Here is a 24314-nt window from a genome sequence, read left to right as displayed (position 1 = left end):
GGGTTCATAAACCCAATTCCCTACATGAGTCACCCTTTGTATTTCATCAATATAAGTCTCATTTCTTTCTAAAAGTCCTAATTGTTTCTTTTGAGTTGAGATATCTTGTATTCCGCCATAAAGTCCAACCACTCTTTTGTGTCGAATTATTGGTCTTCCTGTCAACCTGATCCATTGTTCACCTCTGTATTTCCCTCTGATCAGTAACTCTAAATCAAAATCAGATTGAGTTCTATAAGAATTTAAAAGTTCTTTTTGTGCCTTCTGATAAGATTTCTCATCACACATTGAAAGTAATGCTGTAGGGTTTTTATAAATAAACTCTTGAGAAACTCCGATCACTTGCGCCACTTCCTCTGTTACATTCATTGTTTTAGAAAAGCGATCATACACCCAGCCACATGCTTTAATCAGGCGTTGCATTTCTTTTAAGATCTGATTATTCTGTTCTTTCTGGGTTACGTTTTTCAAAGTTGCAAAAACAGCAAATCTCTTTTCTGAGATCTTTACTTTTCTTGTCTGTAGTTCAAACAATAAAGTTGCTCCATATTTACCTCTTAAATCTATAAATAATTTATTTGGTGATTCCAGATCGCTTGAAGACAGAATCAACTGGAATTCTTTCAAAAAATGGGAACGGAGAGATGGGTGGATAAATTCGGTGAATTTCTGACCTATTATTTCTTCATCCTGATATTGGAGCAAGCTTCTTAAGTATTTATTGATTTTTACGACTCTAAAGTCAGTATCTATAATTGAATAGCCAATATTACTCTGTTCCAACATTGAGCTAAACATTTCTTCCACTGAAGAACGGGCTGTAATATCCTTACTTCTTATCAGGCAAGCTTCAACCTCTTGTCCTTGTAAATAAATGGGCTGATAATGTGTTTTTAGGAATACCTGTTCTCCTGAATGTAGGAAATAAGAAAGTTCCGATTGAAATTCTTCTCCTTTAAATGCTTTGGTTACTCCAATTTTCAAGCGTTCATACTTCTCTAAGAAGTAATGCAGTTTCGCATTAATATCGTCCACTTTTCCGAGTAGCCTTATTCCTAATTCTTTTGATGCTTCATTGTAAAATAATACTTTGAGCTTTTTATCAATCACAAATATGGCATCATTACTATCTTTCAAAAGGAGGTGATTGACCAACTTCAGGAAAGATACATTTTCATTAAGATCTTCATTAGATTTTAATTTTACTATAAAAGACTCTTTATCATTAATGATCTCAATTTTCTGATAGGTTCCGTTCTCCAAATACAACCTCTGATCAATAGAGGCTCCTCTACTTAATTGAACAAGTTCCAGGAATGTCCCTCTGAATAAACCACGCCACTGCACAGGACAAAACTCAAAGAAATTAATTGTTTCATCTCCATGAGGATATTCAACACCTAAGATCTTTTGGATTTTGTGACTTTCTAAGAAAGAATAATTCTCTTTTTCAATTATAAAAAAAGGAATATTTTTGTCTTTCTCTATTAAATTAAGGAAAGTCTCTTTATACATAGCGTAAATTATTAGTTACTCAAAGTAGACATTTATGATCTACAAGAAATGGTTAGTTATTTCCGACTTATTTAAATTTATACTAAAATAAAAAAAAACAAATGATCTCAAAAATTGTTACCGGAGTTTGGAACTGGGGAAACCTTAGTTCTCAAGAAATTCTAAATCTTATTGAAACTAGCATTGACAACGGAATAGATACTTTTGATCATGCTGATATATATGGAGGTTATACGATTGAAGAACAATTTGGAAAGGCACTTGCTCTTAAGCCTGAACTAAAAGACAAAATGAAAATCGTCACAAAGTGCGGGATCAAATTGATCACCCCCAACAGGCCTCATCATCAGATAAAGTCTTACGACACAAGTGCTAACCACATTATTCAATCTGCAGAAAATTCTTTGAAGGTTTTGGGTGTTGATGCTTTAGATTATTTATTAATTCACAGACCTGATCCTTTATTAAACCCTACAGAAGTCGCTGAAGCCTTTACTTCTTTACAGAAAGAAGCGAAAGTGAAAGCTTTTGGTGTGAGTAATTTTTTACCTCATCAGGTAGATATGTTGCACAAGGAATTTCCATTAAGCATCAATCAAATTGAAATTTCTCCTCTTCAAACAAAAGCTCTTTATGATGGTACTCTAGACAACTGCCTGAAAAACAACATTCAGCCAATGGCTTGGTCACCGCTTGGCAATGGTAGAATTTTCACAGAGTCATCACCAGAGATTCTTCGTTTAAAGCAAGTGGTACAAGAAGTTGGAGAAAAGTATGGCTTTGGTATTGACCAAACTATTTTTGCTTGGCACTTAACACATCCTACACAAGTGGTTCCTGTTCTTGGTACAACGAAGGGACACCGAATTACAGATGCTGCTAAAGCAATGAATGTAAAATTAGAAAGAGAAGATTGGTTTAAAATTTTAGAGGCCGCTGAAGGACATGAAGTAGCCTAGGTGAAAAAAGGAATATGTCAGATAAAACTTCAAAAATTCAAGATCCGGGTGTTGGTGTTCAATATGAACATGAAACCAAACGTATTATTAACTCCGATGGTAGCTTTAATGTAAAAAGAATAGGCACTGCCAATTTTGTACGCGATGCTTACCATTGGCTTATCACCATTAATTGGGCTCCTTTTATATTGGTTATAGGAAGTGTAATAATTGCAACGAATGTCTTGTACGCTTTTTTATATATGGCATGTGGGGTTGAACACATTACAGGAGTTTTCAAGACCAATAGTTTGTGGGACGAATTTGTACAAGCCTTCTTCTTTAGTGTACAAACCTTTACTACTGTAGGTTATGGTGCCATGTCTCCACAAAGCCATGCTATAAGCTTAATTGCAAGTTTGGAAGCTTTCAATGGATTACTTTTATCTGCGTTTTCTACCGGTATTCTTTACGGTCGCTTTTCACGACCTATTTCTAAAATTATTTTTTCGAAGAATGCTCTATTGACAAAATTCAAAGATACTGATAAAGATTGTCTGCAATTTAGAGTCATCAATAACAGAGCTAATACTTTATTGAATCTTGAAGCCTCCGTTTATGTTTCTATTCAAAAGAAACAAACAGATGCTAGTGGACAGGAAGTTTTCAGAAGACAGTTTTATGATATTTCTCTTGAAAGGTCTAACATTATGTTTATGCCTCTTTCTTGGACGATTGTCCATATGATTGATGAAAAAAGTCCATTGTACAATTTGACCTTGGATGACTTGATGCATCAGCACGGGGAAATTCTTATTGTTTTGAAGGGTTTTGATGAAACTTTTGGACAAGATACTTACACTTATCATTCTTATTTTGCCACAGATTTTGTGGAAGGAAGAAAGTTTGTGAGAAACTTCCATGTCGATGAGGCAGGTGATATTATTCTTAATGTAAAAGACGTTCACTTGACAGATAAGCTTCCTTCTCAAAGGACGAAAAAAGATTAAAAAAATACGGCGATTACTAAAATGAAGTAATCGCCGTATTTTTTAAGACAACCCGTCTTTCACTTTTTGTGCTTTACTATTTCCTATCAAATCAGCTAGCTCCTCTACAGGCGCCGCTTTTATGTTTGTGATGGTTTTATAGTGTTTCAATAATTTTTGAATAGTATTAGGACCAACCCCTGGAATATCCTCTAACTTAGAGTGAATACTTCCTTTACTTCTTAGATTTCTATGAAAAGTAATACCAAAACGGTGGGCTTCATCCCTTAAACGCTGTACCAATTGAAGCGACCTTGACTTTTTACTTAAATGTAATGGAATGGGGTCTTCAGGAAAGAAGATCTCTTCTAGCTTCTTTGCAATACCAATAATAGGCAATTTCCCATAGAGGCCTAAACTTTTGAGTGCCTCGCAAGCAGAACTTAATTGACCTTTACCACCATCAATAATCACTAATTGAGGTAATTTCTGTTTCTCCTCCAATAGCCTTTTATACCTGCGATAAACCGCTTCTTCCATCGAAGCAAAGTCATCTGGCCCTTCAACCGTTTTCACATGAAAGTGTCTATAGTCTTTCTTTGATGGCTTCCCATCTTTGAAAACCACACAGGCTGAAACGGGGTTCGTCCCTTGTATATTGGAGTTATCAAAACACTCAATATGGACAGGCACTTCTTTCAATTGCAATTCACTTTTCAGCTGAAGTAATGTCTGATAGTTACTTTTCTTATCACTGATTTCTCCCCTTGAAGTCTCTCGTTCACGTTTGAAATACATTGCATTCTTAAATGACAATTGAATCAGTTTTTTCCCATCTCCTATTTTTGGAACAGAAAACTCCATTCTATCATCTTCTTCATCAAAAGATGTAATTTCAATGTTGGTGTAAATTTTCCGAGTCGATGTTTTATATCGCTCTCTAAAATCCATTATTGCCTGCAACAGAATTTCTTCATCCTCTTCATCCATTCTTTTTGTAATTTGATTGGATTCCGCATAGATAATTCCCCCATTCATAATTTTTATAAAATTGACATAGGCAAATCGCTCATCAGAAATAATAGCGTATACTTCTACTTCTTTCAAAGTTGGAGAAACAACAAGTGATTTTGATTGATAATTAGTGATCAACTCCAGTTTCTGCTTCCATGTGTTAGCCTCCTCAAAAGCCAATGAAGCCACAGCTTCCTCCATTTTTTGAGTGAAATATTCTCTCGCCACACTCAAATTCCCTTTCAGAATATTTAGAATTTGCTGTATATCTTCGTTATAGATTTCCTCTGTTTGCTTTCCTTCGCAAGGACCTAGACAATTATTAATATGGTATTCTAAACAAACAGAATACTTAGCTGCTGCTACATTCTCTTCTGAGAGATTATAAGTACAGTTTCTAATCTTGTAAAGTTGCTTGAAAAGATCCAATAAGGCTGACATTGCCCTACCGTTTGGATAAGGTCCAAAGTAACGGTGCCTTTTATCAGTAGTATTCCTTGTAGAAAAAACACGTGGAAACCTTTCTTTGGTTACACAGATATAGGGATACGTTTTATCATCCTTCAAAAGGATATTATACTTTGGTTGATTTTTTTTGATGAGATTATTTTCCAATAATAACGCATCATATTCAGAATCAACCACAGTATATTCTATCCCTCTGATTTCAGAAACAAGCCTTTTGGTTTTTCTATTCATTCCTGCTTGTTTCAAAAAATAAGAAGACACTCTGTTCTTCAGCTTTTTTGCTTTTCCTATGTAGATGATTTTCCCTTCCTCATTGAGGTATTTATACACTCCGGGCTGAAGGGGAAGGTTCTTTACCACCTTCATCAACTCTTCCTTATAATCCATAACTTTAAATATAAGCATCTAATCAAAAAAGCTTGACTTTATGCTTTGATTAAATACAAAACGGAGACGCAGTTTTATAACACTACGTCTCCGTTATTATTTCTACTCTGCTGAAATCTCTTCCTTAATCCATCAATTTATTTAATAAATTAAAACGGGCTTCAACAATTTTATTTTTATCATAAGTACTTGGGTCTACTTCTAGTGGTTTTGCCAATACTGATGCTAATTTCAATTTCTGTCTTCTTGAAAGGTTTTGAATATCTTTTTTATAATAATAATCCGCAGCCTCACCAATACCATAAATATTGTCTCCCCACTCAGAATAATTTAAATAAAGTTCCAATATTCTGTCTTTGTCTAAAATACATTCCATTTCCACAGCTGCTAAAGTTTCTAGATAAGACCCAAGATTATTTTGATGAGGAAATAAAAACATACTTCTCGCTACTTTCTGAGAAATTGTCGCTGTGTTAGACATTGAGTTATTATCGTAACCTCTGTGTATATTGAAGGTAGGATCGTCCAAGCCTACAATTGCAGTTTGCAAATCTGTTGGAATACTTTCCTTTGGAATAAACTTCGGTGTAACTACATCATTTAAATCAAAGTGTGATCTGACACACATATACATTGACATAGAGGGGTTAGCCCACTTTACATAAAGAGAACCTAATGCTATATATGCAAAAAATGAAATGTGTGCTATTATCGTTAGAACGGCTAATCGTTTTAAAAAGGGTACAAACATGCTAGTACATCATTTAATTAGGCATTTGAATTATAATAAGTAGTACTTTAATATAATCATTACCTGAAAGTTTTTTGGAGTAGTTTGCTGTTGAAAAGCAAGATTTTTATTAAAGTTCTAGTTTTTCTTGATTAAATAAAAGAAAATCACTCACTTTCTTCTTCTTTTCTGATCGGAGCAACAATAGAAACTCTCTGCCAAATAGCTACCAAATTACATCCTTCTGGGTCTTCTTGAAGAAAAATAGAGAACTTTTTGAAAATTTTGAAAGAGTTTAATGAAGGTAATTTCACTCTGAAAACATCTTTGGACTGGTCATATTTAAAAGTGCCCCATTGTCCTACGGCTTTATTGACAATCAAAGTCCACTCTGCTGTATCTGGAATTGCATAAAGGGAATACGTACCTGCTTCAAGGGGTTGTCCTGCCAATGTCACTTTTTCAGTCACTGTAATTTCTGTAGCATCATCATCCCCAAACCTCCATAGTTTTCTCCATGGAACAGACACTCCAAATTTTGTGTCGAAATCTGATTTCATCTTTGGCCTGCCATACGTCACTTTTACATACGTACCATCTCCCATTGTGTAAGTAGCCAAACCTGTTTCACTCTTTCTTGGCTTGTGTTCCAATTCCTGAGCATTAAGTTGGAGGCAAAAAAAAGAGATAAGTAAGATTAGTGAATGTATATATTTAATCATCATGTTCTTCATTCAAGTACAGTGAAAAATCATTTCCACAAAAAAACGGACATTACCCTTTGATAATGTCCGTTCAAATATCGTAAAGAAATTCTAAAGTACGCCTTTTGTACTCGGAATTTCGTTATTTCCTTCTTCTACTTGGATCGCCATTCTTAAAGCTTTTGCAAATGCTTTGAATGTTCCTTCAATAATATGGTGGTCATTATCTCCTGATGTTTTAATGTTTAAGTTACATCCAGAAGTATCTGAGAATGATTTAAAGAAGTGTGAGAACATTTCCACTGGGAAATCACCAACTCTTTCTCTTCTTAAAGGTGCATCACAAACAAACCAAGGTCTACCTGAGAAATCCAAAGCAACCTGTGCTAAAACTTCATCCATTGGAGCGATAAAGAAACCGTACCTTGCGATGCCTCTTTTATCTCCTAAAGCTTGTTTGAAAGCTTCACCAATTGCTAAACCTGTATCTTCAATAGTGTGATGCTCATCAATATGAAGGTCTCCTTCTACTTTTACAGTCAAGTCCACTTTCCCGTGTCTTGCTACTTGGTGTAACATGTGGTCAAAGAAACCAATTCCAGTAGATAATTCAGATTTACCTGTACCGTCAAGATTCACTTGAATAAGGATTTTCGTCTCATTCGTGATTCTTTCTACTTTCGCAGTTCTTCCATCAGCTTTATAATTTTTCAAGAAGCTGTAAATCTCTTTCCAAGATTTTGTTATTAATACAGCATCTGATTTTTGCTTATCACCAATTAGAATACCTTTTGCACCTAAATTAGTTGCTAACTCTACATCTGTCAGACGGTCACCAATCACGAAAGAGTTGGCTAAATCGTATTCACCTGACATGTATTTTGTCATCAAACCTGTTCTTGGTTTTCTAGTTGGAGCATTTTCATGTTCGAAGGTTTTATCAATTAGAATATCATCAAACTCAATGCCTTCACCTTTCAGTGTGTCCAACATTTTATTTTGAGCAGGCCAGAATGTATCCTCTGGGAAACTATCTGTACCTAACCCATCTTGATTAGTTACCATTACTAATTCGTAATCCAACTCTTCAACAATTTTCTGCAATTGAGAAATTGCTTGAGGAACAAAAGCTAGTTTTTCTAATGAATCTACCTGATAATCTACAGGAGGTTCAACAATAATTGTCCCATCGCGGTCTATAAATAATGCCTTTTTCATCTTAAAGTTTGTTGTTCGTTTGAAAGTTATGTTCTTAAGTACCTACTGTATTGTACCGTTTCGCCATTTTTTCACAGTATCAAACCACACACGTTTATAGTCATAAGAACGCTTTAAAACGTAATGTGTTCCTGTAAATTGATTTATATCTTCATAGAAATCAAATTCTACTTGTCCATGATTCAAATTACTATCATAAGACCATCGAATTCCTCCATCTATATTTGATACCTCATCTGGCGAACCAAAAATAATATAAACAATGCCTCTATCTGTCTTCCAGCCTTCTTTATATTCTGAAAACTGCGTATTTGCCTCTGAAACTCTTTCAAAATACAGCTTGATCAAGCGCTTTGCATTGTCTGGTGACCCTGCCACATTAATCCAGAAGTTTTCAAACGCTTCTCTTGGGCGGTTTCCTTTTTTAAAAGAGGTCATTTCGTTTTGAGTTGAAATATAAACCATCGGAGGATAAATATTTCTCATCTTTTTATACTTAGGAAAATCTGAAGGCATTGCTGTAAAACCAACCCCCTCTCTACTTGTTGTATCTGTCTGAATAAAATATAATCCAGTAGTTTTAATTTCAATTGGCTGATTTGCTTTCACCTCGAATGTAGAATCCACAATCATAGGATTTCCTGTATTTGCATTCTCTACCATTGGTGGAGGTGCCGGCATAAAGTCAGTTGAAAAATGATAGACAAAATATCGTTGAGCATTGTCACCTTGAACCGTAAAGTTCTCGCCTACCCGAACGTATTTCCCTGTACTTCCTAGATTGACAGTAAAATTAGATACACTTTGAGCTTGTAGTATAAATGGGGCTAATATTCCAATGAATACTACTGCTATTGTCTTAACAGTTTGTTTCATCAATTAAACTTATTAGATAGATGTTTTTTTTATAGATCTCATTTTTAGGGATGATAGAAGTTAATGTAAAAAATTGAAGTTATCAATTCTATAGCATCCTTAATTTAAAAATGGCTATAATCAGTTTGCTCATGTTGCTTTGCAATAGTAAAGAAATTCATCTACAAATTGGCTACAATTAAAAAATAAAGGGTAGACACAGTGGTCTACCCCTACAACATTATATGTTTGTTTTAAAGAGCTTGATCGCTATTGCTAAAAGGATAATCCCGAATACTTTTCTCAAAATATTCGCTCCTCCCTGTCCTAATTTCTTCTGAATCCAACCTGAGCTTTTCAATACGATATATACAAACAACAAATTGATAAAGATACCTAAAAGTATACTCAATGTTGAATACTCTGATTTTAGGGAAATAATTGTAGTCATTGTTCCAGCTCCCGCTATTAAAGGGAAAGCTAGGGGAACAATAGAACCTGTACCTCCTTCATCTGCTTCACTTCTGAAGAGTACAATTCCTAAAATCATTTCTATTCCTAAAAGGAAAAGAATAATAGCACCTGCAATTGCGAAAGAACTTACATCAATCCCAAATAGACTAAGAATCTGTGTACCTACAATCAAGAACAAAACCATAATGATCCCAGCTACTACTGTAGCTTTTCCTGATTGGATTTTACCTTCTTTTTCCCTTAAATCAATAATAATTGGAATCGATCCAATAATATCAATTACTGAAAAAAGAATTAGTGACACAGATGCCACAGCTTTGAAACTAACATCTAATTCCATAAGTTTTACTATTTAACTATTCACCTTCCATTAAGAAACCTGCACTTTTCAAATCTTCCCAATAGCTAGGGTATGATTTTGCGACAACGCCAGGCTCTTCTATATCTAATTCTCCGAGCATTGATAAAGGAGCGAATGCCATTGCCATTCTGTGGTCATCATAAGTATCGATCGTTTGTCCATCGATTTTGATGCCTCCTTTTGGTACTCTGATTTCTTCATCACCGATTACTTCAATCTCCAATCCTAATTTTTTGATCTCGTTTTGAAGTGCGGCAATTCTGTCTGTTTCTTTAATTCTTAAGCTTTGAAGACCAATCATTCTTCCCTCCATACCTAAAGCGGCTACAAGTGAAACGATTGTCTGTGCTAAATCAGGACAGTGTGTAAAATCAAAGAAGAACTTATCTGCTAATGCTGTTTTTGTCAAACGAACACCATCTGCTTCAAAAGTACTCTTCACACCCAATTGCTCCATGATTTCAACAATTGCTTTATCACCTTGTAAAGAATCTTCTCTTAAATTCATGATCTTCACTTCTGCCTCATCCGAAAGTGCAACAATGCTATACCAGTAACTTGCACCTGACCAATCAGATTCAATAGTATAAGCACCACTTTTGTAATTTTGAGGAGCTACAGTGATTACATTGTCTTCCCATTTATATTCTACACCAAAACGTTCCATTAAGCTTAATGTCATCATGATGTATGGTTTTGAGTTCACATCACCTTCCAATACGATTTTTAATCCTTGAGGAAGTGAAGGAGCTACTAAAAGCAATGCAGAAATATATTGACTACTAACATCACCTCTAATGTTCACTGTGTCTGAAGCTTGAGAAAAACTTTTGATTTTATGTGGAGGATACCCTTCATTGTTCATATAATCAATGTTTCCACCAATAGAACGCAATGCATCAACTAAGATTCCGATAGGTCTCTCTTGCATTCTAGCTGTACCTGTCATAATCGTTGGGCGATTATTGGCAGTAACATATGCAGTTAAGAAACGCATAGTTGTTCCAGCATCCAACACATCTAAAGTTAACTCATCGCTATCCAATAAACGCATCATTGTTTGCGTATCTCTCGCCATAGAGATATTATCCAATTGGATCTCCTCTTTTGCTGATGCTTGAATAATTAATGCTCTGTTACTTTCACTTTTAGAAGATACCAAAGGCACATCTAAACTTACTTTCTTTGTAGGGTGATAAATTTTCATTTGTCTGTTAGTGATTTTGGTTCTCAAAAATTTCCATCTCAAAAAGCGTTGCAAGGTGGTTCTTCAACACCTCTTCCACCTCTTGCATATTGACTTTGTGACCTAATTCTTGTTCCATTGAGGTAACTGCCTTATCAGAGATACCGCATGGCACAATGTTTCCAAAGAATTTTAAGTCAGCATTGACATTAAGTGCAAAACCATGCATGGTCACCCATCTACTTGTTTTGACACCCATCGCACATATTTTTCTTGGGTTTGGATCATTATCATCACCAATCCAAACGCCAGTTAATCCATCTATTCTACCTGCTTTAATACCGAAATCAGCTAAAGTCAAAATGATAGCTTCTTCCAAAAAGCGAAGGTATTTATGTATATCCGTAAAGAAATTATCAAGATCCAAAATTGGATAGCCAACTATCTGTCCAGGACCATGATAGGTGATATCTCCTCCTCTGTTGATTTTAAAAAACTCAACATGTTCTTTTTCCAATCCTTGTTGATCCAATAAAAGGTGCTCTTCTTTGCCACTTTTACCTAATGTATAAACATGAGGGTGCTCAACAAACAACAAATAGTTTTTTGTCTCAATTGGTTCTTCTCCTCGATCTGTTCTTTTTCTATTTTCTAATTTTGTCTGAACTATAGCGTCAAACAATTCTGTTTGGTAATCCCACGCTTTGGCATAAGGCATCTTACCGATGTGTTGAAACTCAACTTTTTTATTCATGTTCCTCTCATTTTCTGTTGTAATTCACGACATGTTGCCATAACTACATTCTCACGAATACGAATACTTACGCGAATTTGCACAAAAAAAACCTCTCCTTTATAAAGAAGAGGTTCATATCTACTAAAAAGTATCTTTTTTTTCTAATTCGCTGACTTAATATACGCTAAGAAGTCACCTTGCACGCCTAAAGTGTTTGCCAATTTAAGCATAGCGGTAGCCTCCATCTCACTGATATACCCTTTTCTATTGTTGGCATCCCATGCAAGACGTATATATTTTAACCTGGTTTCTGGAGGAAAATCCATCATTACATCAGAGAGATAATCCTTAGCTCTATCAAAAGCATTTACATAATCTTCTCCGATAAACTGCGTTGCCCATTCCAATTCTTCATGACCTTGAATGTTAGTGGCAGTCTCCTCCAAGATTGCTTGTTCATCCTCATCTAGCCCGTGATAATGGAATATCACCGATTTGATTAATAGATAAGCTTTTTTCTCTTCACTAGTCATTTTTTCTAATTGGAGGTTTTTGTCTAGACAAATATAACATTAATGTTAGTTCAAGCAAATAAACGTTAACGATTAAAATAAAAATCTGCTTACAAAAATAGTTTAAAAGTGAACTTTCATTCGTTTATCTTTATAAATTTTAGAGCATATTTATATAAATTTATTTTCATAAAAATACATTAAACATGCTCTAAACTATTTTTCTAAACTAAAGATACAGCTATCTGGACTTTAAAGTCAAAAACTATTTCACTTTTTCCATAAAATATTCCAAAGTACGCTTAAGTCCTTCAGAACGATCTACTTTTGGCTCCCAATCCAATATTTCTTTAGCTCTAGTTATATCCGGCTGACGTTGTTTTGGATCATCTTTAGGAAGATCATGATAAACAATCTTAGAACCTGAATCCGTCAACTTCACAATTTCCTCTGCAAACTCTTTGATTGTGATTTCCTGAGGGTTACCAATATTGACTGGATCATGGTAACCCGACATTGTCAATCTATAGATTCCTTCTACTAAATCATCAACATAACAGAATGATCTTGTTTGTGAACCATCACCAAAAACTGTAATATCTTCACCTCTTAATGCCTGACTCATAAATGCAGGTAATGCTCTACCGTCATTCAGACGCATACGAGGTCCATAAGTATTAAAGATTCTTACCATACCTGTATTTACACCATGGAAAGTATGGTAGCCCATTGTAATTGCCTCTTGAAAACGCTTTGCTTCATCATAAACACCTCTTGGACCAATTGGGTTTACATTACCCCAATAATCTTCCTTTTGAGGGTGTACGTTTGGATCACCGTATACTTCTGAAGTAGAGGCAATCATAAAACGTGCTTTTTTCACTCTTGCCAACCCTAATAAGTTGTATGGTGCTAATGAACCTACTTTTAGGGTCTGAATTGGCATTTCTAAATAGTCAATTGGGCTTGCAGGAGAGGCAAAATGTAAGATATAATCTAAATCACCTGATACATGAACAAATTTAGTAACATCATGGTGATAAAATTCAAAATTTGGATTTCCAAAAAGGTGTGAAATATTGTTTTCACTACCTGTCAGGAAATTGTCCATTCCTACTACTTTGAAACCATTTGCTAAAAATTTGTCACATAAGTGTGAGCCAAGGAAACCAGCGGCTCCCGTGATTAATACTCGTTTCATGATATATTTAATATGTAAATTTTTGTCTTTAATGTAGTTCAACATTCAAAATCAAAACATTTTTGCTACTGCAAATAGGTCTATTCTGATTTCAATTATTTATCTACTATAAATAATCTTCTATGTCTCCCAAACCTTGACGAACTACATCAAAATCTCCACTAACTAGGTTAATTACAGTAGATAAATGAATATTTCCGTATCCACCATCAATAACCGCATCTACTAGATGACCATATTCTTCATAAATTAGTTCAGGATCTGTAGGATATTCTTGAATATCATCTTCCATTTTTAATGAAGTGGTTACAATCGGATTGCCTAATAGATTAACTAGTTCTCTTGGAATATTATGATCTGGAACACGAATACCTACCTCTTTTTTCTTGGAATCAACCAATTTAGGTACTGAATTACTCGCTTGCATGATGAAGGTAAAAGGTCCAGGCAAAGCTTTTTTCAACACCCTGAAAGTCGGTGTCTCAATATGCTTCACATAATTTGTAATATCTGAAAGGTCATAACAGATAAAAGACAGGTTCATTTTATTTGGTTTTAATCCTTTAAAACGAATCAGCTTTTTGAGTGCATTTTGGTTCATAAGATCACATCCTACACCGTAAACTGTATCCGTTGGATAAATTATTAACCCTCCTTTTCTTAAGATATTTACCACCTGATTAAGTAATCTCTCTTGGGGATTATCCGCGTTGATTCTAAAAAATTCTGCCATGGCTTTACTTTTAAAGGAGTGAAGATAATCTATACATTATTAAATTACCCATATCTTACGGTAAACTCAACAAAACTTTTCATTAATATTGAAGATCTGAATAAAAAAATTGAGAAGGCGATGGGTTATATCACTATTCCTGTAAAAACATGGTATTTACAGAAAGACAAACAAATACAAATGCATTTAAGTTTTCCATTAAAGGGTAAAATTGAAGAATGGCACCCTGTTAATAACACTGAATACCTTGATGTATATAATGCTATTGGAAAAGATTGGGGATGGACTGGGAGAGTTTTAATGAAAGAGAACGAGCTTCAAGATTGGTTAAACTCTGATCAGTCGAAATTTTATATTCTCAAAATTGAAAATAATGCAGCCGGTTTTATGGAATTGGATTTCAAGGATCCTTCAAGACCTGAAATAGTATACTTTGGTCTTATGCCTGATTATATAGGTCAACAACTTGGCCTTCCATTTCTTACTCATACAGTTCATACTATCGAATTACTTGAGGAAGTAAAAAACGTGTGGCTCCACACCTGTGAGTACGACCATCCTTCTGCTATCAAAGTATATCAAAAGGCTGGATTTGAAATTTATAAGGAAGAAGTTGATGAGGAACCTTATGATGAGGATTTTTTGAAAGAGTTTAAAGAAAAGTTCCGTAATTAGTAGTTCAATAGTGTGTGTTATTAATATAGAATAAAATGAAAAAAATCTGTTTTGCGACAAACAATGTCAATAAGTTAAAGGAAATTCAACAACAATTAGATGGACTTTATACTATTGTAAGTCTTAAAGAAATTGGTTGTGAGGAAGAACTTCCAGAGACACAAGAAACATTAGAAGGTAATTCTCTTCAAAAAGCTCAGTACGTTTGGGACAATTATGGCGTTAGCTGTTTTGCTGATGATACAGGCTTGGAAGTTACTGCTCTTGATAATGAGCCAGGTGTTTATTCAGCAAGATACGCAGGTCCTCAGCGTGATTCTGAAGATAATATGGATTTGGTATTAAAAAATCTTGAAGGAAAGAAAGATAGAAGTGCTAAATTCAGAACTGTAATTACATTACTTTGGGACGGAAATATAGAGCAGGTAGAGGGTGAAGCAAAAGGTGAAATCATCGCGGAAAGAACAGGTGATCAAGGTTTTGGATATGACCCAATCTTCAAACCTGAAAATGAAACAAAAACATTTGCACAACTATCTTCAGCTGAAAAAAATAAAATCAGTCATAGAGGAAGAGCGGTCTCCAAATTAATTGAATTATTAAAAGATAAAGCTTAGATTTAGAATTGTTCATACGAACTTTCACTACTTTTTGATATTATGAATAAACTAACATTACAATCTGAAAAAGAGTACAAAAACTTCGGCCTTGCTTTTGGACTAGGTTTTATTATTGTACAAATCTTTCCTCTTATTTATGGATTAATTAATGGAGGAAATGCAAACACTTGGACTACAATAGGCCTCATTTTCACAAGCCTTTTCAGCTCGCCTGCCATCCTATTTTTAGGTATCGGATTTTTAAAAGGATATAAAGAAAAAGCAATTTTCTGGTTGGGTATAATGGGATTATGGATGAATGTTATGCTAAACCTTTATATACAACAAGGAGGTGAAGTGGTTTACCTTGAATCTATTTTACATACTCTATCTAGAAAGCTTGTTGCTTTGATCATTTCATTATTGATCATTCGTCATTTCATCAATACCAAAAACCTTTTACAATTGTTCCTTGGTTTTGGTATTTATGTAATAATGTCAACCGCTAGTTCTTTTATTCAATTCAGCGACAACCTGAGTACTGATGAGATTGTAAGTCAAGCACTTTGGGGAGCTTTATTTTATGTCTTTGGATTAGCTTTCGGCTACACCCTGTTTAGCGTCTTTTCTGGTAAAAATGATCATGAAGGTAAACAAGCTGATGTGATAACTCCTGGGTTCCAGAACGCACAATTAGTTTTCTACTTTATGATTTTCTGCCTTTATTTTGCAGATATCTGGATGGGACAAGCCAATTTAAGAACCAATGTCAATGTGCTTTTCCAATTACTTTTTGCTTCTATTGGTATTATTTATTTCACAAAAAATATCATTACGATTGGCATGGCCTTGACACTGCTTTCACTTATTGGTAGAATTATCGCCTTCTCTAAAGATATGAGTGTGGCCAATACTTTGGGCGTAGCAATCACTTTACTTTTCTTAGTTTTATTTGAAATGTCTAGAAGGCAATTTGGCAATAAATCAAAGAAGTAAATTTATCTTCTTACTTTAAGAATAAAAAAGCAATTGTAATCTATAAAAATTACAATTGCTTTTTTTGATTATTGAAAACAGATGGATACCTACCCCTCATCAATATTTGGTGAACCTATAGGGTTAGGTTTACATTAAGGACGGGTTAACATATAGGTTTACCCCTACGTTAATCTTTTTCATATTTGATTTTAATGCCATGATACCTTTCCTCAGGTTCATAATCTTTCTGTAATGGATGACCCACCCAATCGTCAGGAGATAAAATTCGCCTTAAATCAGGGTGATTTTCGAATTGAATACCAACCAAATCATAAGCCTCTCTCTCATGCCAATCTGCCGCTCTCCATACTGAAGTCACACTAGGTAAAGCTGGATTTTCCCTCTCCAACATTACTTTTAATGTTAACTTATGACCAAAAGGAATTGAGTATAAATGGTAAATCACTTCCATAGTTTTCTTTGCTGGACCATTATCCACCCCTGTCAAACATGAAAGTGTATCAAAATATGTTGTTTTATTTTTCTTTAAGAACTGACAAACAGTTTCAATATCTTTTCCTTCCACAAGAATTTCATCTTGCGGTTTTATGGGATTGTAAGTCAATGTACAATCTGAAAGATTTTTATTGATAATCTCTAATATCTCTTCCGTTGTCATATCTTAAGCTGTTTTTTCTTTTAATAGATTTTCTACAGCAGTTGGCGCCATTAAAGTTTCTTTTTTGATTTCATCTCTCAACTTTAAAATACCACCAATTAATGCTTCTGGTCTAGGAGGACACCCTGGAACATACACATCTACCGGAATAATTCTATCGACACCTTTTACTACATTGTAACCATGTTCCCAATAAGGACCTCCACAGTTAGAGCATGATCCCATTGAAATTACATATCGAGGCTCAGCCATTTGCTCATATAAACGACGAACTCTGTCGGCCATCTTGAAAGTAACCGTTCCTGAAATAATCATACAATCCGACTGCCTTGGCGTAGCTCTAGGAAATACACCAAAGCGATCCAAATCATAATTGGAAGCAAATGTACTCATCATCTCAATTGCACAACACGCCAAGCCAAAACCCAAAGGCCATAACGAGGACAAACGTGCCCAGTTGATTAGATCATCTACTTTTGATATAACTATTTCTCCTTGACCGAAGTTTTGGTCCATTAGTCCTTTCATAGTGATGTAGTAAAGTTTAGTTTTTTAATTCTGCTAATAATTCGGCTCCTCCATTCGCTAAAGTTTCCTTTGCTATTTGAGTACCTGCCTCTTCTACTTTATCAGCATCTACAGTGTAAGTATAACGAATTTGTGACTTACCTTCTGGTACTGCTAAACCGCCTGTAATATTAATTTGTTTATCTTCGGTCCAAGTTGCCAGACAAAATGCAGGAATACTACAACCACCTTGCAATTCTTTTAAGAAAGCTCTTTCACCTCTCACACAACGTTCAGTATCTTCGTCATTGATTGCCTTTCTAACCGCTTCCTTCACTTCAACATCAAGTGTAACAGCAGATTCAATAGCAACACAACCCTGGCCTGTAGCAGGTGTAAATGTATCTAATGGCAATTCATGAACGATCATATCATCGTATTCCATTCTATGAACTCCAGCATAAGCAAGCATCAAAACATCACACAAACCGTCTTTCATTTTCTGAATTCTAGTTTGCAAGTTTCCTCTTACATCTACGATTTTAGCATTAGGGAAGTGATTTTTGAGCATTGCTACTCTTCGCACAGAAGACGTACCAATGACAATTTCAGAAGACGAATTGATTTCCAATCCTTCTTTATGACTTACAAATACATCATGACATGCTTCTCTCTCTGTAAATGCGATCAACTCAAAATCATCACCTAACGACGCCTGCATATCTTTTGCACTGTGCACTGCTATGTCAATACCGCCATTTCTTAATTGCTCTTCCAACTCCTCTGTGAAAACACCTTTTGAGCCAATTTTTGATAATGAGCGATCTAAAATTTTATCTCCTTTTGTCTCAATCAGAACTAGTTCAGCCTTATGGTTGTTTTTTTCCAAAAGCTCTTTTACATAATAAGCTTGCCATAAAGCGAGCTTACTTTTTCTAGTACCGATTTTTATTATTCTCTCTGCCATAATTGTATCTTTCTAATGTCGCGAAGATACACACTAAGAAATTCAAAATAAAGACCTTATAACGGAATACAAAAAAAAGACATCCAATATCTATCGAATGTCTTTCCACAACTGGTTAATGTTACTGGTGTATCATGCCATATAATAGGTGACTAACCTATTATCTTTACCTATAACAATAATAATGTATAGAAAGTTCATTTTGAAACATTTTTAGAAATAAAAATGATTTTCTTAGAATTTTAATATGATATTTCCTCTAAACTTCAATTTTTTAGCATTTTTTCTTAACAAGATGTAAAATCCTGATATAGTTCTTATTTGAAATCAAGATTAGTATATTTGTCAATGCAAATTAATGCGAAGACTATTATATGAAACTTAAACACTTTAATCTTTCCATCGGTACCCAAATCATGAAGGCCCTTGGTGAGGAGTCGAGAATACGTATCATGCATCTTCTTTATGAAAATGAAGAAATGTGTATTTCTGATATTGAACTAGTTTTAGATTATACACAGACTAAAACTTCAAGGCATTTGATTTATATGAAAAATGCTGGGTTACTTAATGTAAGAAAAGTGGATCAATGGTCTTTTTATTCTATCAAAGAAGAAATTTCTGGAATCATAGAAACGATCTTCAATTATATGGAAAAAGACACTACATTAATTGAAGATCAGACCACTTACAACACCTTGTTCAGTAACAGAGAGCTGGCAATCAATAAGATTGAAAGAAGAAGAATGAGTCATTATCCAATTGGAGATTAATATATAGCATGAGAAAATTAAGTATGGATGAACTTAACAGAGTGAGTGCTGAAGAGTTCAAAAACCAGGAGAAAAATAATATTGTCGTTGTTCTTGATAACATTAGAAGCCTTAATAATGTAGGTTCTGCTTTCAGAACAGGCGATGCTTTCGCAATTGAAAAAGTTGTTCTTTGCGGTATTACTGGCAAGCCACCTCACCGCGATATCCACAAAACTGCCTTGGGTGCACAAGACACTGTCACTTGGGAACACTTTACAGATACAGTGGAAGCGATCAAAAGTTTGAAAGAAGAAGGTTATAAAATCATTGCTGTTGAGCAAGTGGAAGGCTCTACTTCTCTTCAAGATTTTAAAACAACACCTGAAGAGAAAGTTGCTTTGATTTTCGGTAACGAAGTGATGGGTGTGAGTCAGGAGGCGATTGAAGCTTCTGATATTGCGTTGGAAATTCCTCAATTTGGAACAAAGCATTCATTGAATGTATCTGTTACTTTGGGAGTTGTATTGTGGCAGGTTTTACAACAAAAACTGGATTAGCCTTTCTTCAAAAAACAAGCTATTTATTTTGTTCTAAATTGTATATATAACAAAGTAGACACAAAAATAAATAGCTTATTATTTTTTTATACCATTGATATAACTAAATTGTACTTCGAAAAAGAGCAAAACTAATTATTAATTTAAAAAGCTTGGTGTATAGTATAATAAATCAATTATTTAAACATTAAACTGACTTCTCAACTCAAGCTAAAATACTTTTAATTATTTAAACTAAATGAAAAAGCTAACTTATGCATTAACATTAATGCTGGCATTCGCTATATCTTGTACTTTAAACAACAAACAAGAAGAGGCTATTCTGCCAATCGAACAAGAATCTTCAAATCTTAGAATTTCTGAGACCTATTGTAATATTCAACAGGGGCTTGGTATTATAAAACAAGGGTATCATACTAATTTCAGTATGATTACTTCTGGTATTAACAGTCCAATATCATATAGATGGTCAGTAATAGGTGGTGAAATCACAAGCTCTGCAACTGGAAGTTCAATTACTGTAAAAGTAAGTTCTAAATCTACAAAATTGACCGTAAGATGTATTGTTGAAGGAGACGTTCCATGTGGGGATGAAAAAACATTTGATGTTGAATCCTCTGGCGGTAATGATGGCAACCCTTTTACCAATGTCAACTTAACAATCAATGAATTAATCTCACCATGTTATCCAATGGGTCACCCATATGCTAGATATGAGTACTCAGGTTCTGTACCTTCTGGTACATCGGTAACTTGGTCAGTAAATACAGGTGTAATTATGTTAGCTTCTGGTAACCAGTGTCATGTGAAACCTACTTCTGTAGGTGGTATGACTGTAAAGGTTACATTAAGCAAAAATGGATACACAAAAACTTTTAGCAAAAGCACATATACTCAAAGTTGCTCAGGTGGAGGTCTTTTTCCTATAAAGTAAAACTTCATAGTTCTTTTTCAAGATAAAAGGTTCGGTTTGAGTTGAGACAAACCGAACCTGTTTTATAAAGAAACCACCCCGGTTTAAAGGGTGGTTCTGCTAGTTATTAGATAAGACTAGATTATACATTACAAATCAAAATATAATTGCAAACAACTGTAAATGCAATTTAATCATTTTTTTGTAACAAAAAATAAAAGGCATAAGGTAATATCATATTTACCCTATGCCTTTTTATATTATTGATAGGCAAGGGTAGACACATAGGTCTACCCCTACAACCCCATACAGATTATTCCCACTCAATAGTTGCAGGTGGTTTAGAACTGATATCATATACCACTCTGTTTACACCTTTTACTCTATTGATGATATTGTTACTGATTTCAGCAAGGAACTCATATGGCAAGTGTACCCAATCGGCAGTCATACCATCTAATGATGATACTGCTCTTAGTGCCACTACTTTTTCATAAGTTCTCTCATCACCCATTACACCTACAGACTGTACAGGAAGAAGCATTGCTCCTGCTTGCCATACATTGTCATATAAGCCGTGGTCTTTTAGACCTTGGATGAAAATATGATCTACTTCTTGTAAGATTTCAACCTTTTCAGCTGTAACGTCACCTAATATACGAATACCAAGACCTGGACCTGGGAAAGGATGACGGCCTAAGATTTCTTGAGGGATGTTTAATGCCTTACCTACCAAACGTACTTCATCTTTGAATAAAGTATTTAATGGCTCTACTACTTTTAATTTCATATAGTCAGGAAGACCACCCACGTTGTGGTGAGATTTGATCGTAGCTGAAGGTCCTTTTACAGAAACAGACTCGATTACGTCAGGATAAATTGTACCTTGACCTAACCACTTCGCGTTTTCTACTTTCTTAGATTCTTCTTCAAAAACGTCTACGAAAACTTTACCGATTGCTTTTCTTTTTGCTTCCGGATCTGTTTTACCCTCTAATTCAGCATAGAACTTATCTTTAGAATTTACGCCTTTTACATTAAGACCTAAACCATGGTAAGATTTTAATACTGATTCGAATTCGTTTTTACGAAGTAAACCATTGTCTACAAAAATACAGTGTAAGTTTGCTCCAATTGCTCTATGAAGTAATACCGCAGCTACTGAAGAGTCAACACCTCCAGACAAACCAAGAATTACTCTATCGTCACCTAATTGCTCTTTTAAAGATGCTACAGTTGCATCTACAAAAGATTCAGGCGTCCAGTTTTGGTCACAACCACAAACACCTACTACAAAATCTTGTAGCATGAATTTACCGTCTGTAGAGTGTGTTACTTCTGGGTGGAATTGTAAACCGAATGTATCTTCACCGATGATTCTAAAAGCGGCAACAGGAATACTGTTTGTGCTTGCAATCACCTTGAAAGTAGAAGGAAGGTTTAGGATAGTATCGCCGTGTGACATCCAAACTTGTGTATCGTTTGGAATACCTTTCATCATTGGGCTTGTGTGGTCAATGAAGTCAAGGTTTGCACGACCGTACTCACGGTGCTCTGAACGTGCTACAGTTCCTCCATTTTGGTGAGCTAACATTTGCGCTCCGAAACATACACCCAATAAAGGCATTTTTCCTCTGATGTCAGAAACATCAAAATTAGGTGCATCTTCTTCTAAAACTGAGTGAGGGCTACCAGAAAGGATAACACCTTTATACTCAGAGTGATCAATCTTTGGCTCGTGATTGTAAGGGAAAATCTCACAATAAACGTTTAACTCCCTGATGCGTCTTGCAATCAGCTGAGTGTACTGTGAACCGAAGTCGTAAATTAGGATCTTGTCCATAACAAAGGTTGTATTCAGAGATTATTTTTTGATCGTGCAAAGATGCTGTTTTTTATTGAAAAGTGATAATTATGAATACATTAATTTATACATAACTATACACTTACCTCATAAAAACAGAAAAAGGCTACCCTTTAAAAAGAGTAACCTTTTTCCTAATATTAGCTCAACAATTAATTCTTATCCCAGAATAATTTTGTTGTTTTTTCGTCACCTCCTATTGCTGAAGATGCTGATGTTTTATTTGACCCATTCAATGTACCTTCTTGAATTGGGTAAATAAATCTTGTTGGAATATCAGATAATTCTAAACCTGGAGGTGCTACAAATCCTTCGAAGTCAAGTCTTCTCCAAGTAGTCCAACCTTCAAAACCTCTATTGTACAATGCTAACCATAATTGAGATCCTATCTTTTGTTTCCAATTACCTTCAGCTGTTGCATAAGCAACATTTGGGTCAGCCAGATAACTATCAATTACAGTTGCGTCTGTAATACCCCACTCTGCCATAGACGCTTTGATACCATTATTATAGTACATTTCTGCATCTGCTGAGTTGTAACCTGCAACGCCTCTTTCTGCTAATTCAGCCTTAAAGAATTCAATTTCAGAATAACTCAAAATTACACCTGGTAAATCAGGCTCATAGAAAGCGTTACCAATATGTGAAAAACTTCCGTATGAGTTGGCTGTACCGTAAGTACCACCTTCAATCAATCTTACACCTTTTTTCTCTTCAGCAACTGTAACTGTGAAAGGAGCTGTTTTATAGACAACCGAATCAGAACCATCTTCAGCAGTATAAATTAAAACTTTACCTATTACGTCATCAGCTGAGAATGTTGAATCTAACTTTATTGTTTCACCTGCACCATTCTCTTTTGTCTGATAAGGGAAATCAATTGGATCCTTTGCAAAAACAAATAATCTAGGATCATTTAAATCATTCAACTTATTTACAACAGTGTTAGCAACAATATAATCTTTACGTCCACTTTGTACTAACGCCTCCCAAACTGGGTTTGTACTTGGCGAAGTACTAGCATACTCAATAGAAGCGTTATCTGCATTACTTGTAAAGATGTGGTCTTTAGATGCATTAATTAGAGCTTCAGCTTTAGATGGATCAGAATCCAAAAGCATTACTCCTACTTTAAATTTCAAAGTATATGCGAAAGTTTTCCAAGCAGTTACATTACCGTGATAGATTGGATCTTGGATATCTGAAAAACCAGCTGATCCATCAACAATACTTGCAATAGAGTTATCAAGTACTTCAACCATAGCATCATAAACACTTGAAGCATCATCATACTTTGGTGTTAAAATCTCTATATTAAGTGCATCCGTATAAGGTACATCGCCAAATGCATCAACAAGTGACAAATAAGTATATGCAATACAAATATCAATAATCGCTAATTGATTTGTAACCTCTTCTGAGTCAACATTTATATCCTCTAATAAAGGTTCCGTTACTCTTTTTGCTTCAACCAGGTTATTCAAAACATATACATAACCATTTCTCCAATAACTATCTGGAATTTGGCGAGGTACCATTTGGTACTGACTCTCTTCTGGATATGTGGTCTGTGCCCAATATTGAGAATACAATCTGAATGGATTTTCATTCACACTAGTATTTACCATCATATCAAACATTTCCCTTGCTCCATTTGTAAAAAGAGTATAACCAGGAACTTCTGTAGGGTTCTTAACAGGGGAATTAATGTCTTCAAACTTATTATCACTACAGCTCACTAATGAACCAGCGACTAATAAGGATAATATTATTTTTTTCATCGTTTTTTATCAATTTAG

Annotated in this window: 25 protein-coding genes (1 of these 25 running past the window's edge); 8 read left to right on the top strand and 17 right to left on the bottom strand. The window is 34.8% G+C overall.

Annotation, left to right across the window (positions count from 1 at the left end; translation table 11 throughout):
* Positions 1–1515: the 5' portion of a PAS domain S-box protein gene (locus AVL50_RS25730; RefSeq protein ID WP_062619822.1), read on the bottom strand. It extends 1401 nt beyond the left edge of the window; 1515 of the gene's 2916 nt are visible here — the first part of the coding sequence; its start codon is at positions 1513–1515; the stop codon falls past the left edge of the window.
* A 101-nt stretch (positions 1516–1616) separates the two neighbouring features.
* Between AVL50_RS25730 and AVL50_RS25725 the strand changes: the two genes are divergently transcribed.
* Together AVL50_RS25725 and AVL50_RS25720 are read left to right on the top strand one after the other, a co-directional pair.
* Positions 1617–2474, top strand: coding sequence for an aldo/keto reductase family oxidoreductase (locus AVL50_RS25725; protein WP_062619820.1), 858 nt, complete (start codon positions 1617–1619; stop codon positions 2472–2474).
* Positions 2475–2488: 14 nt separating this feature from the next.
* Entirely contained in the window at positions 2489–3463 is a 975-nt protein-coding gene (locus AVL50_RS25720) for an ion channel (protein ID WP_062619818.1), read from the top strand.
* Between the two features lie 42 nt (positions 3464–3505).
* Here the strand turns inward: AVL50_RS25720 and uvrC are convergent, their stop codons facing one another.
* From uvrC to AVL50_RS25665, 11 genes are all read right to left on the bottom strand, one after another.
* Positions 3506–5311 (bottom strand): excinuclease ABC subunit UvrC, encoded by a 1806-nt coding sequence (gene uvrC / locus AVL50_RS25715; RefSeq protein WP_062619816.1) that lies wholly within the window; start codon positions 5309–5311, stop codon positions 3506–3508.
* A 124-nt stretch (positions 5312–5435) separates the two neighbouring features.
* Complete coding sequence (locus AVL50_RS25710; RefSeq protein ID WP_082796012.1) at positions 5436–6062, bottom strand: transglycosylase domain-containing protein; 627 nt, start codon at positions 6060–6062, stop codon at positions 5436–5438.
* Between the two features lie 146 nt (positions 6063–6208).
* Positions 6209–6766: a DUF2911 domain-containing protein gene (locus tag AVL50_RS25705; protein ID WP_172826917.1), complete on the bottom strand. Its 558-nt coding sequence runs from the start codon at positions 6764–6766 to the stop codon at positions 6209–6211.
* Between the two features lie 90 nt (positions 6767–6856).
* On the bottom strand, positions 6857–7963 hold the full coding sequence (gene hisB / locus AVL50_RS25700; protein ID WP_062619810.1) for a bifunctional histidinol-phosphatase/imidazoleglycerol-phosphate dehydratase HisB: 1107 nt from the start codon (positions 7961–7963) through the stop codon (positions 6857–6859).
* A 42-nt stretch (positions 7964–8005) separates the two neighbouring features.
* The gene (locus AVL50_RS25695; protein ID WP_062619808.1) at positions 8006–8839 is read right to left on the bottom strand and encodes a GWxTD domain-containing protein; all 834 of its coding nucleotides are present in this window, start codon (positions 8837–8839) and stop codon (positions 8006–8008) included.
* Between the two features lie 220 nt (positions 8840–9059).
* Complete coding sequence (locus AVL50_RS25690; protein ID WP_062619806.1) at positions 9060–9632, bottom strand: MarC family protein; 573 nt, start codon at positions 9630–9632, stop codon at positions 9060–9062.
* A gap of 16 nt (positions 9633–9648) precedes the next feature.
* Positions 9649–10860, bottom strand: a complete 1212-nt coding sequence (locus AVL50_RS25685; protein ID WP_062620041.1) for a 3-phosphoshikimate 1-carboxyvinyltransferase — start codon at positions 10858–10860, stop codon at positions 9649–9651.
* Positions 10861–10867: 7 nt separating this feature from the next.
* Complete coding sequence (gene lipB / locus AVL50_RS25680) at positions 10868–11617, bottom strand: lipoyl(octanoyl) transferase LipB (protein WP_305728374.1); 750 nt, start codon at positions 11615–11617, stop codon at positions 10868–10870.
* A 119-nt stretch (positions 11618–11736) separates the two neighbouring features.
* Complete coding sequence (locus AVL50_RS25675; protein WP_044211452.1) at positions 11737–12108, bottom strand: hypothetical protein; 372 nt, start codon at positions 12106–12108, stop codon at positions 11737–11739.
* 244 nt (positions 12109–12352) lie between these two features.
* Complete coding sequence (locus AVL50_RS25670; RefSeq protein ID WP_062620039.1) at positions 12353–13288, bottom strand: UDP-glucuronic acid decarboxylase family protein; 936 nt, start codon at positions 13286–13288, stop codon at positions 12353–12355.
* Positions 13289–13394: 106 nt separating this feature from the next.
* A complete protein-coding gene (locus AVL50_RS25665; protein ID WP_062619801.1) occupies positions 13395–14021 on the bottom strand; it encodes an L-threonylcarbamoyladenylate synthase in 627 nt (208 codons plus the stop codon).
* 18 nt (positions 14022–14039) lie between these two features.
* On the opposite strand from AVL50_RS25665, the gene AVL50_RS25660 reads away from it, so the two are divergent.
* From AVL50_RS25660 to AVL50_RS25650, 3 genes are read left to right on the top strand one after another with little or no spacing between them, the layout of a single operon-like run.
* The gene (locus AVL50_RS25660) at positions 14040–14696 is read left to right on the top strand and encodes a GNAT family N-acetyltransferase (protein WP_062619800.1); all 657 of its coding nucleotides are present in this window, start codon (positions 14040–14042) and stop codon (positions 14694–14696) included.
* A gap of 35 nt (positions 14697–14731) precedes the next feature.
* The gene (locus AVL50_RS25655) at positions 14732–15313 is read left to right on the top strand and encodes a non-canonical purine NTP diphosphatase (protein WP_062619797.1); all 582 of its coding nucleotides are present in this window, start codon (positions 14732–14734) and stop codon (positions 15311–15313) included.
* Between the two features lie 42 nt (positions 15314–15355).
* Positions 15356–16291 (top strand): hypothetical protein, encoded by a 936-nt coding sequence (locus tag AVL50_RS25650; RefSeq protein ID WP_062619796.1) that lies wholly within the window; start codon positions 15356–15358, stop codon positions 16289–16291.
* Between the two features lie 169 nt (positions 16292–16460).
* On the opposite strand, the gene AVL50_RS25645 is transcribed toward AVL50_RS25650, so the two are convergent.
* Genes AVL50_RS25645 through hemC form a run of 3 tightly spaced genes read right to left on the bottom strand, consistent with a single transcriptional unit; the run spans position 16461 to position 18426 of the window.
* Positions 16461–16952 (bottom strand): NADH-quinone oxidoreductase subunit C, encoded by a 492-nt coding sequence (locus AVL50_RS25645; RefSeq protein WP_062619794.1) that lies wholly within the window; start codon positions 16950–16952, stop codon positions 16461–16463.
* A gap of 3 nt (positions 16953–16955) precedes the next feature.
* Positions 16956–17480 carry an NADH-quinone oxidoreductase subunit NuoB gene (nuoB, locus tag AVL50_RS25640; protein ID WP_044211443.1) on the bottom strand — a complete coding sequence of 175 codons (525 nt, stop codon included), beginning with the start codon at positions 17478–17480 and terminating at the stop codon, positions 16956–16958.
* 16 nt (positions 17481–17496) lie between these two features.
* Positions 17497–18426, bottom strand: coding sequence for a hydroxymethylbilane synthase (gene hemC, locus AVL50_RS25635; protein WP_062619792.1), 930 nt, complete (start codon positions 18424–18426; stop codon positions 17497–17499).
* Positions 18427–18800: 374 nt separating this feature from the next.
* Between hemC and AVL50_RS25630 the strand changes: the two genes are divergently transcribed.
* The 3 genes from AVL50_RS25630 (at position 18801) to AVL50_RS25620 (ending at position 20672) form a co-directional block, all read left to right on the top strand.
* A complete protein-coding gene (locus AVL50_RS25630; RefSeq protein ID WP_062619791.1) occupies positions 18801–19199 on the top strand; it encodes a metalloregulator ArsR/SmtB family transcription factor in 399 nt (132 codons plus the stop codon).
* Positions 19200–19207: 8 nt separating this feature from the next.
* On the top strand, positions 19208–19738 hold the full coding sequence (locus AVL50_RS25625; RefSeq protein WP_062619788.1) for an RNA methyltransferase: 531 nt from the start codon (positions 19208–19210) through the stop codon (positions 19736–19738).
* Positions 19739–19976: 238 nt separating this feature from the next.
* A complete protein-coding gene (locus AVL50_RS25620; protein WP_062619786.1) occupies positions 19977–20672 on the top strand; it encodes a hypothetical protein in 696 nt (231 codons plus the stop codon).
* Between the two features lie 292 nt (positions 20673–20964).
* Here AVL50_RS25620 and guaA read toward each other — a convergent pair whose 3' ends face one another.
* Positions 20965–22494 (bottom strand): glutamine-hydrolyzing GMP synthase, encoded by a 1530-nt coding sequence (gene guaA, locus AVL50_RS25615; protein WP_062619784.1) that lies wholly within the window; start codon positions 22492–22494, stop codon positions 20965–20967.
* A gap of 173 nt (positions 22495–22667) precedes the next feature.
* Positions 22668–24296: a SusD/RagB family nutrient-binding outer membrane lipoprotein gene (locus AVL50_RS25610; protein WP_062619782.1), complete on the bottom strand. Its 1629-nt coding sequence runs from the start codon at positions 24294–24296 to the stop codon at positions 22668–22670.
* Between the last annotated feature and the right edge of the window lie 18 nt (positions 24297–24314).

The sequence above is a fragment of the Flammeovirga sp. SJP92 genome, from assembly GCF_001583495.1.
GTDB lineage: Bacteria > Bacteroidota > Bacteroidia > Cytophagales > Flammeovirgaceae > Flammeovirga.
Note: the sequence above shows the minus strand (reverse complement) of the source record. Positions and strands in the feature narration are given on the sequence as shown.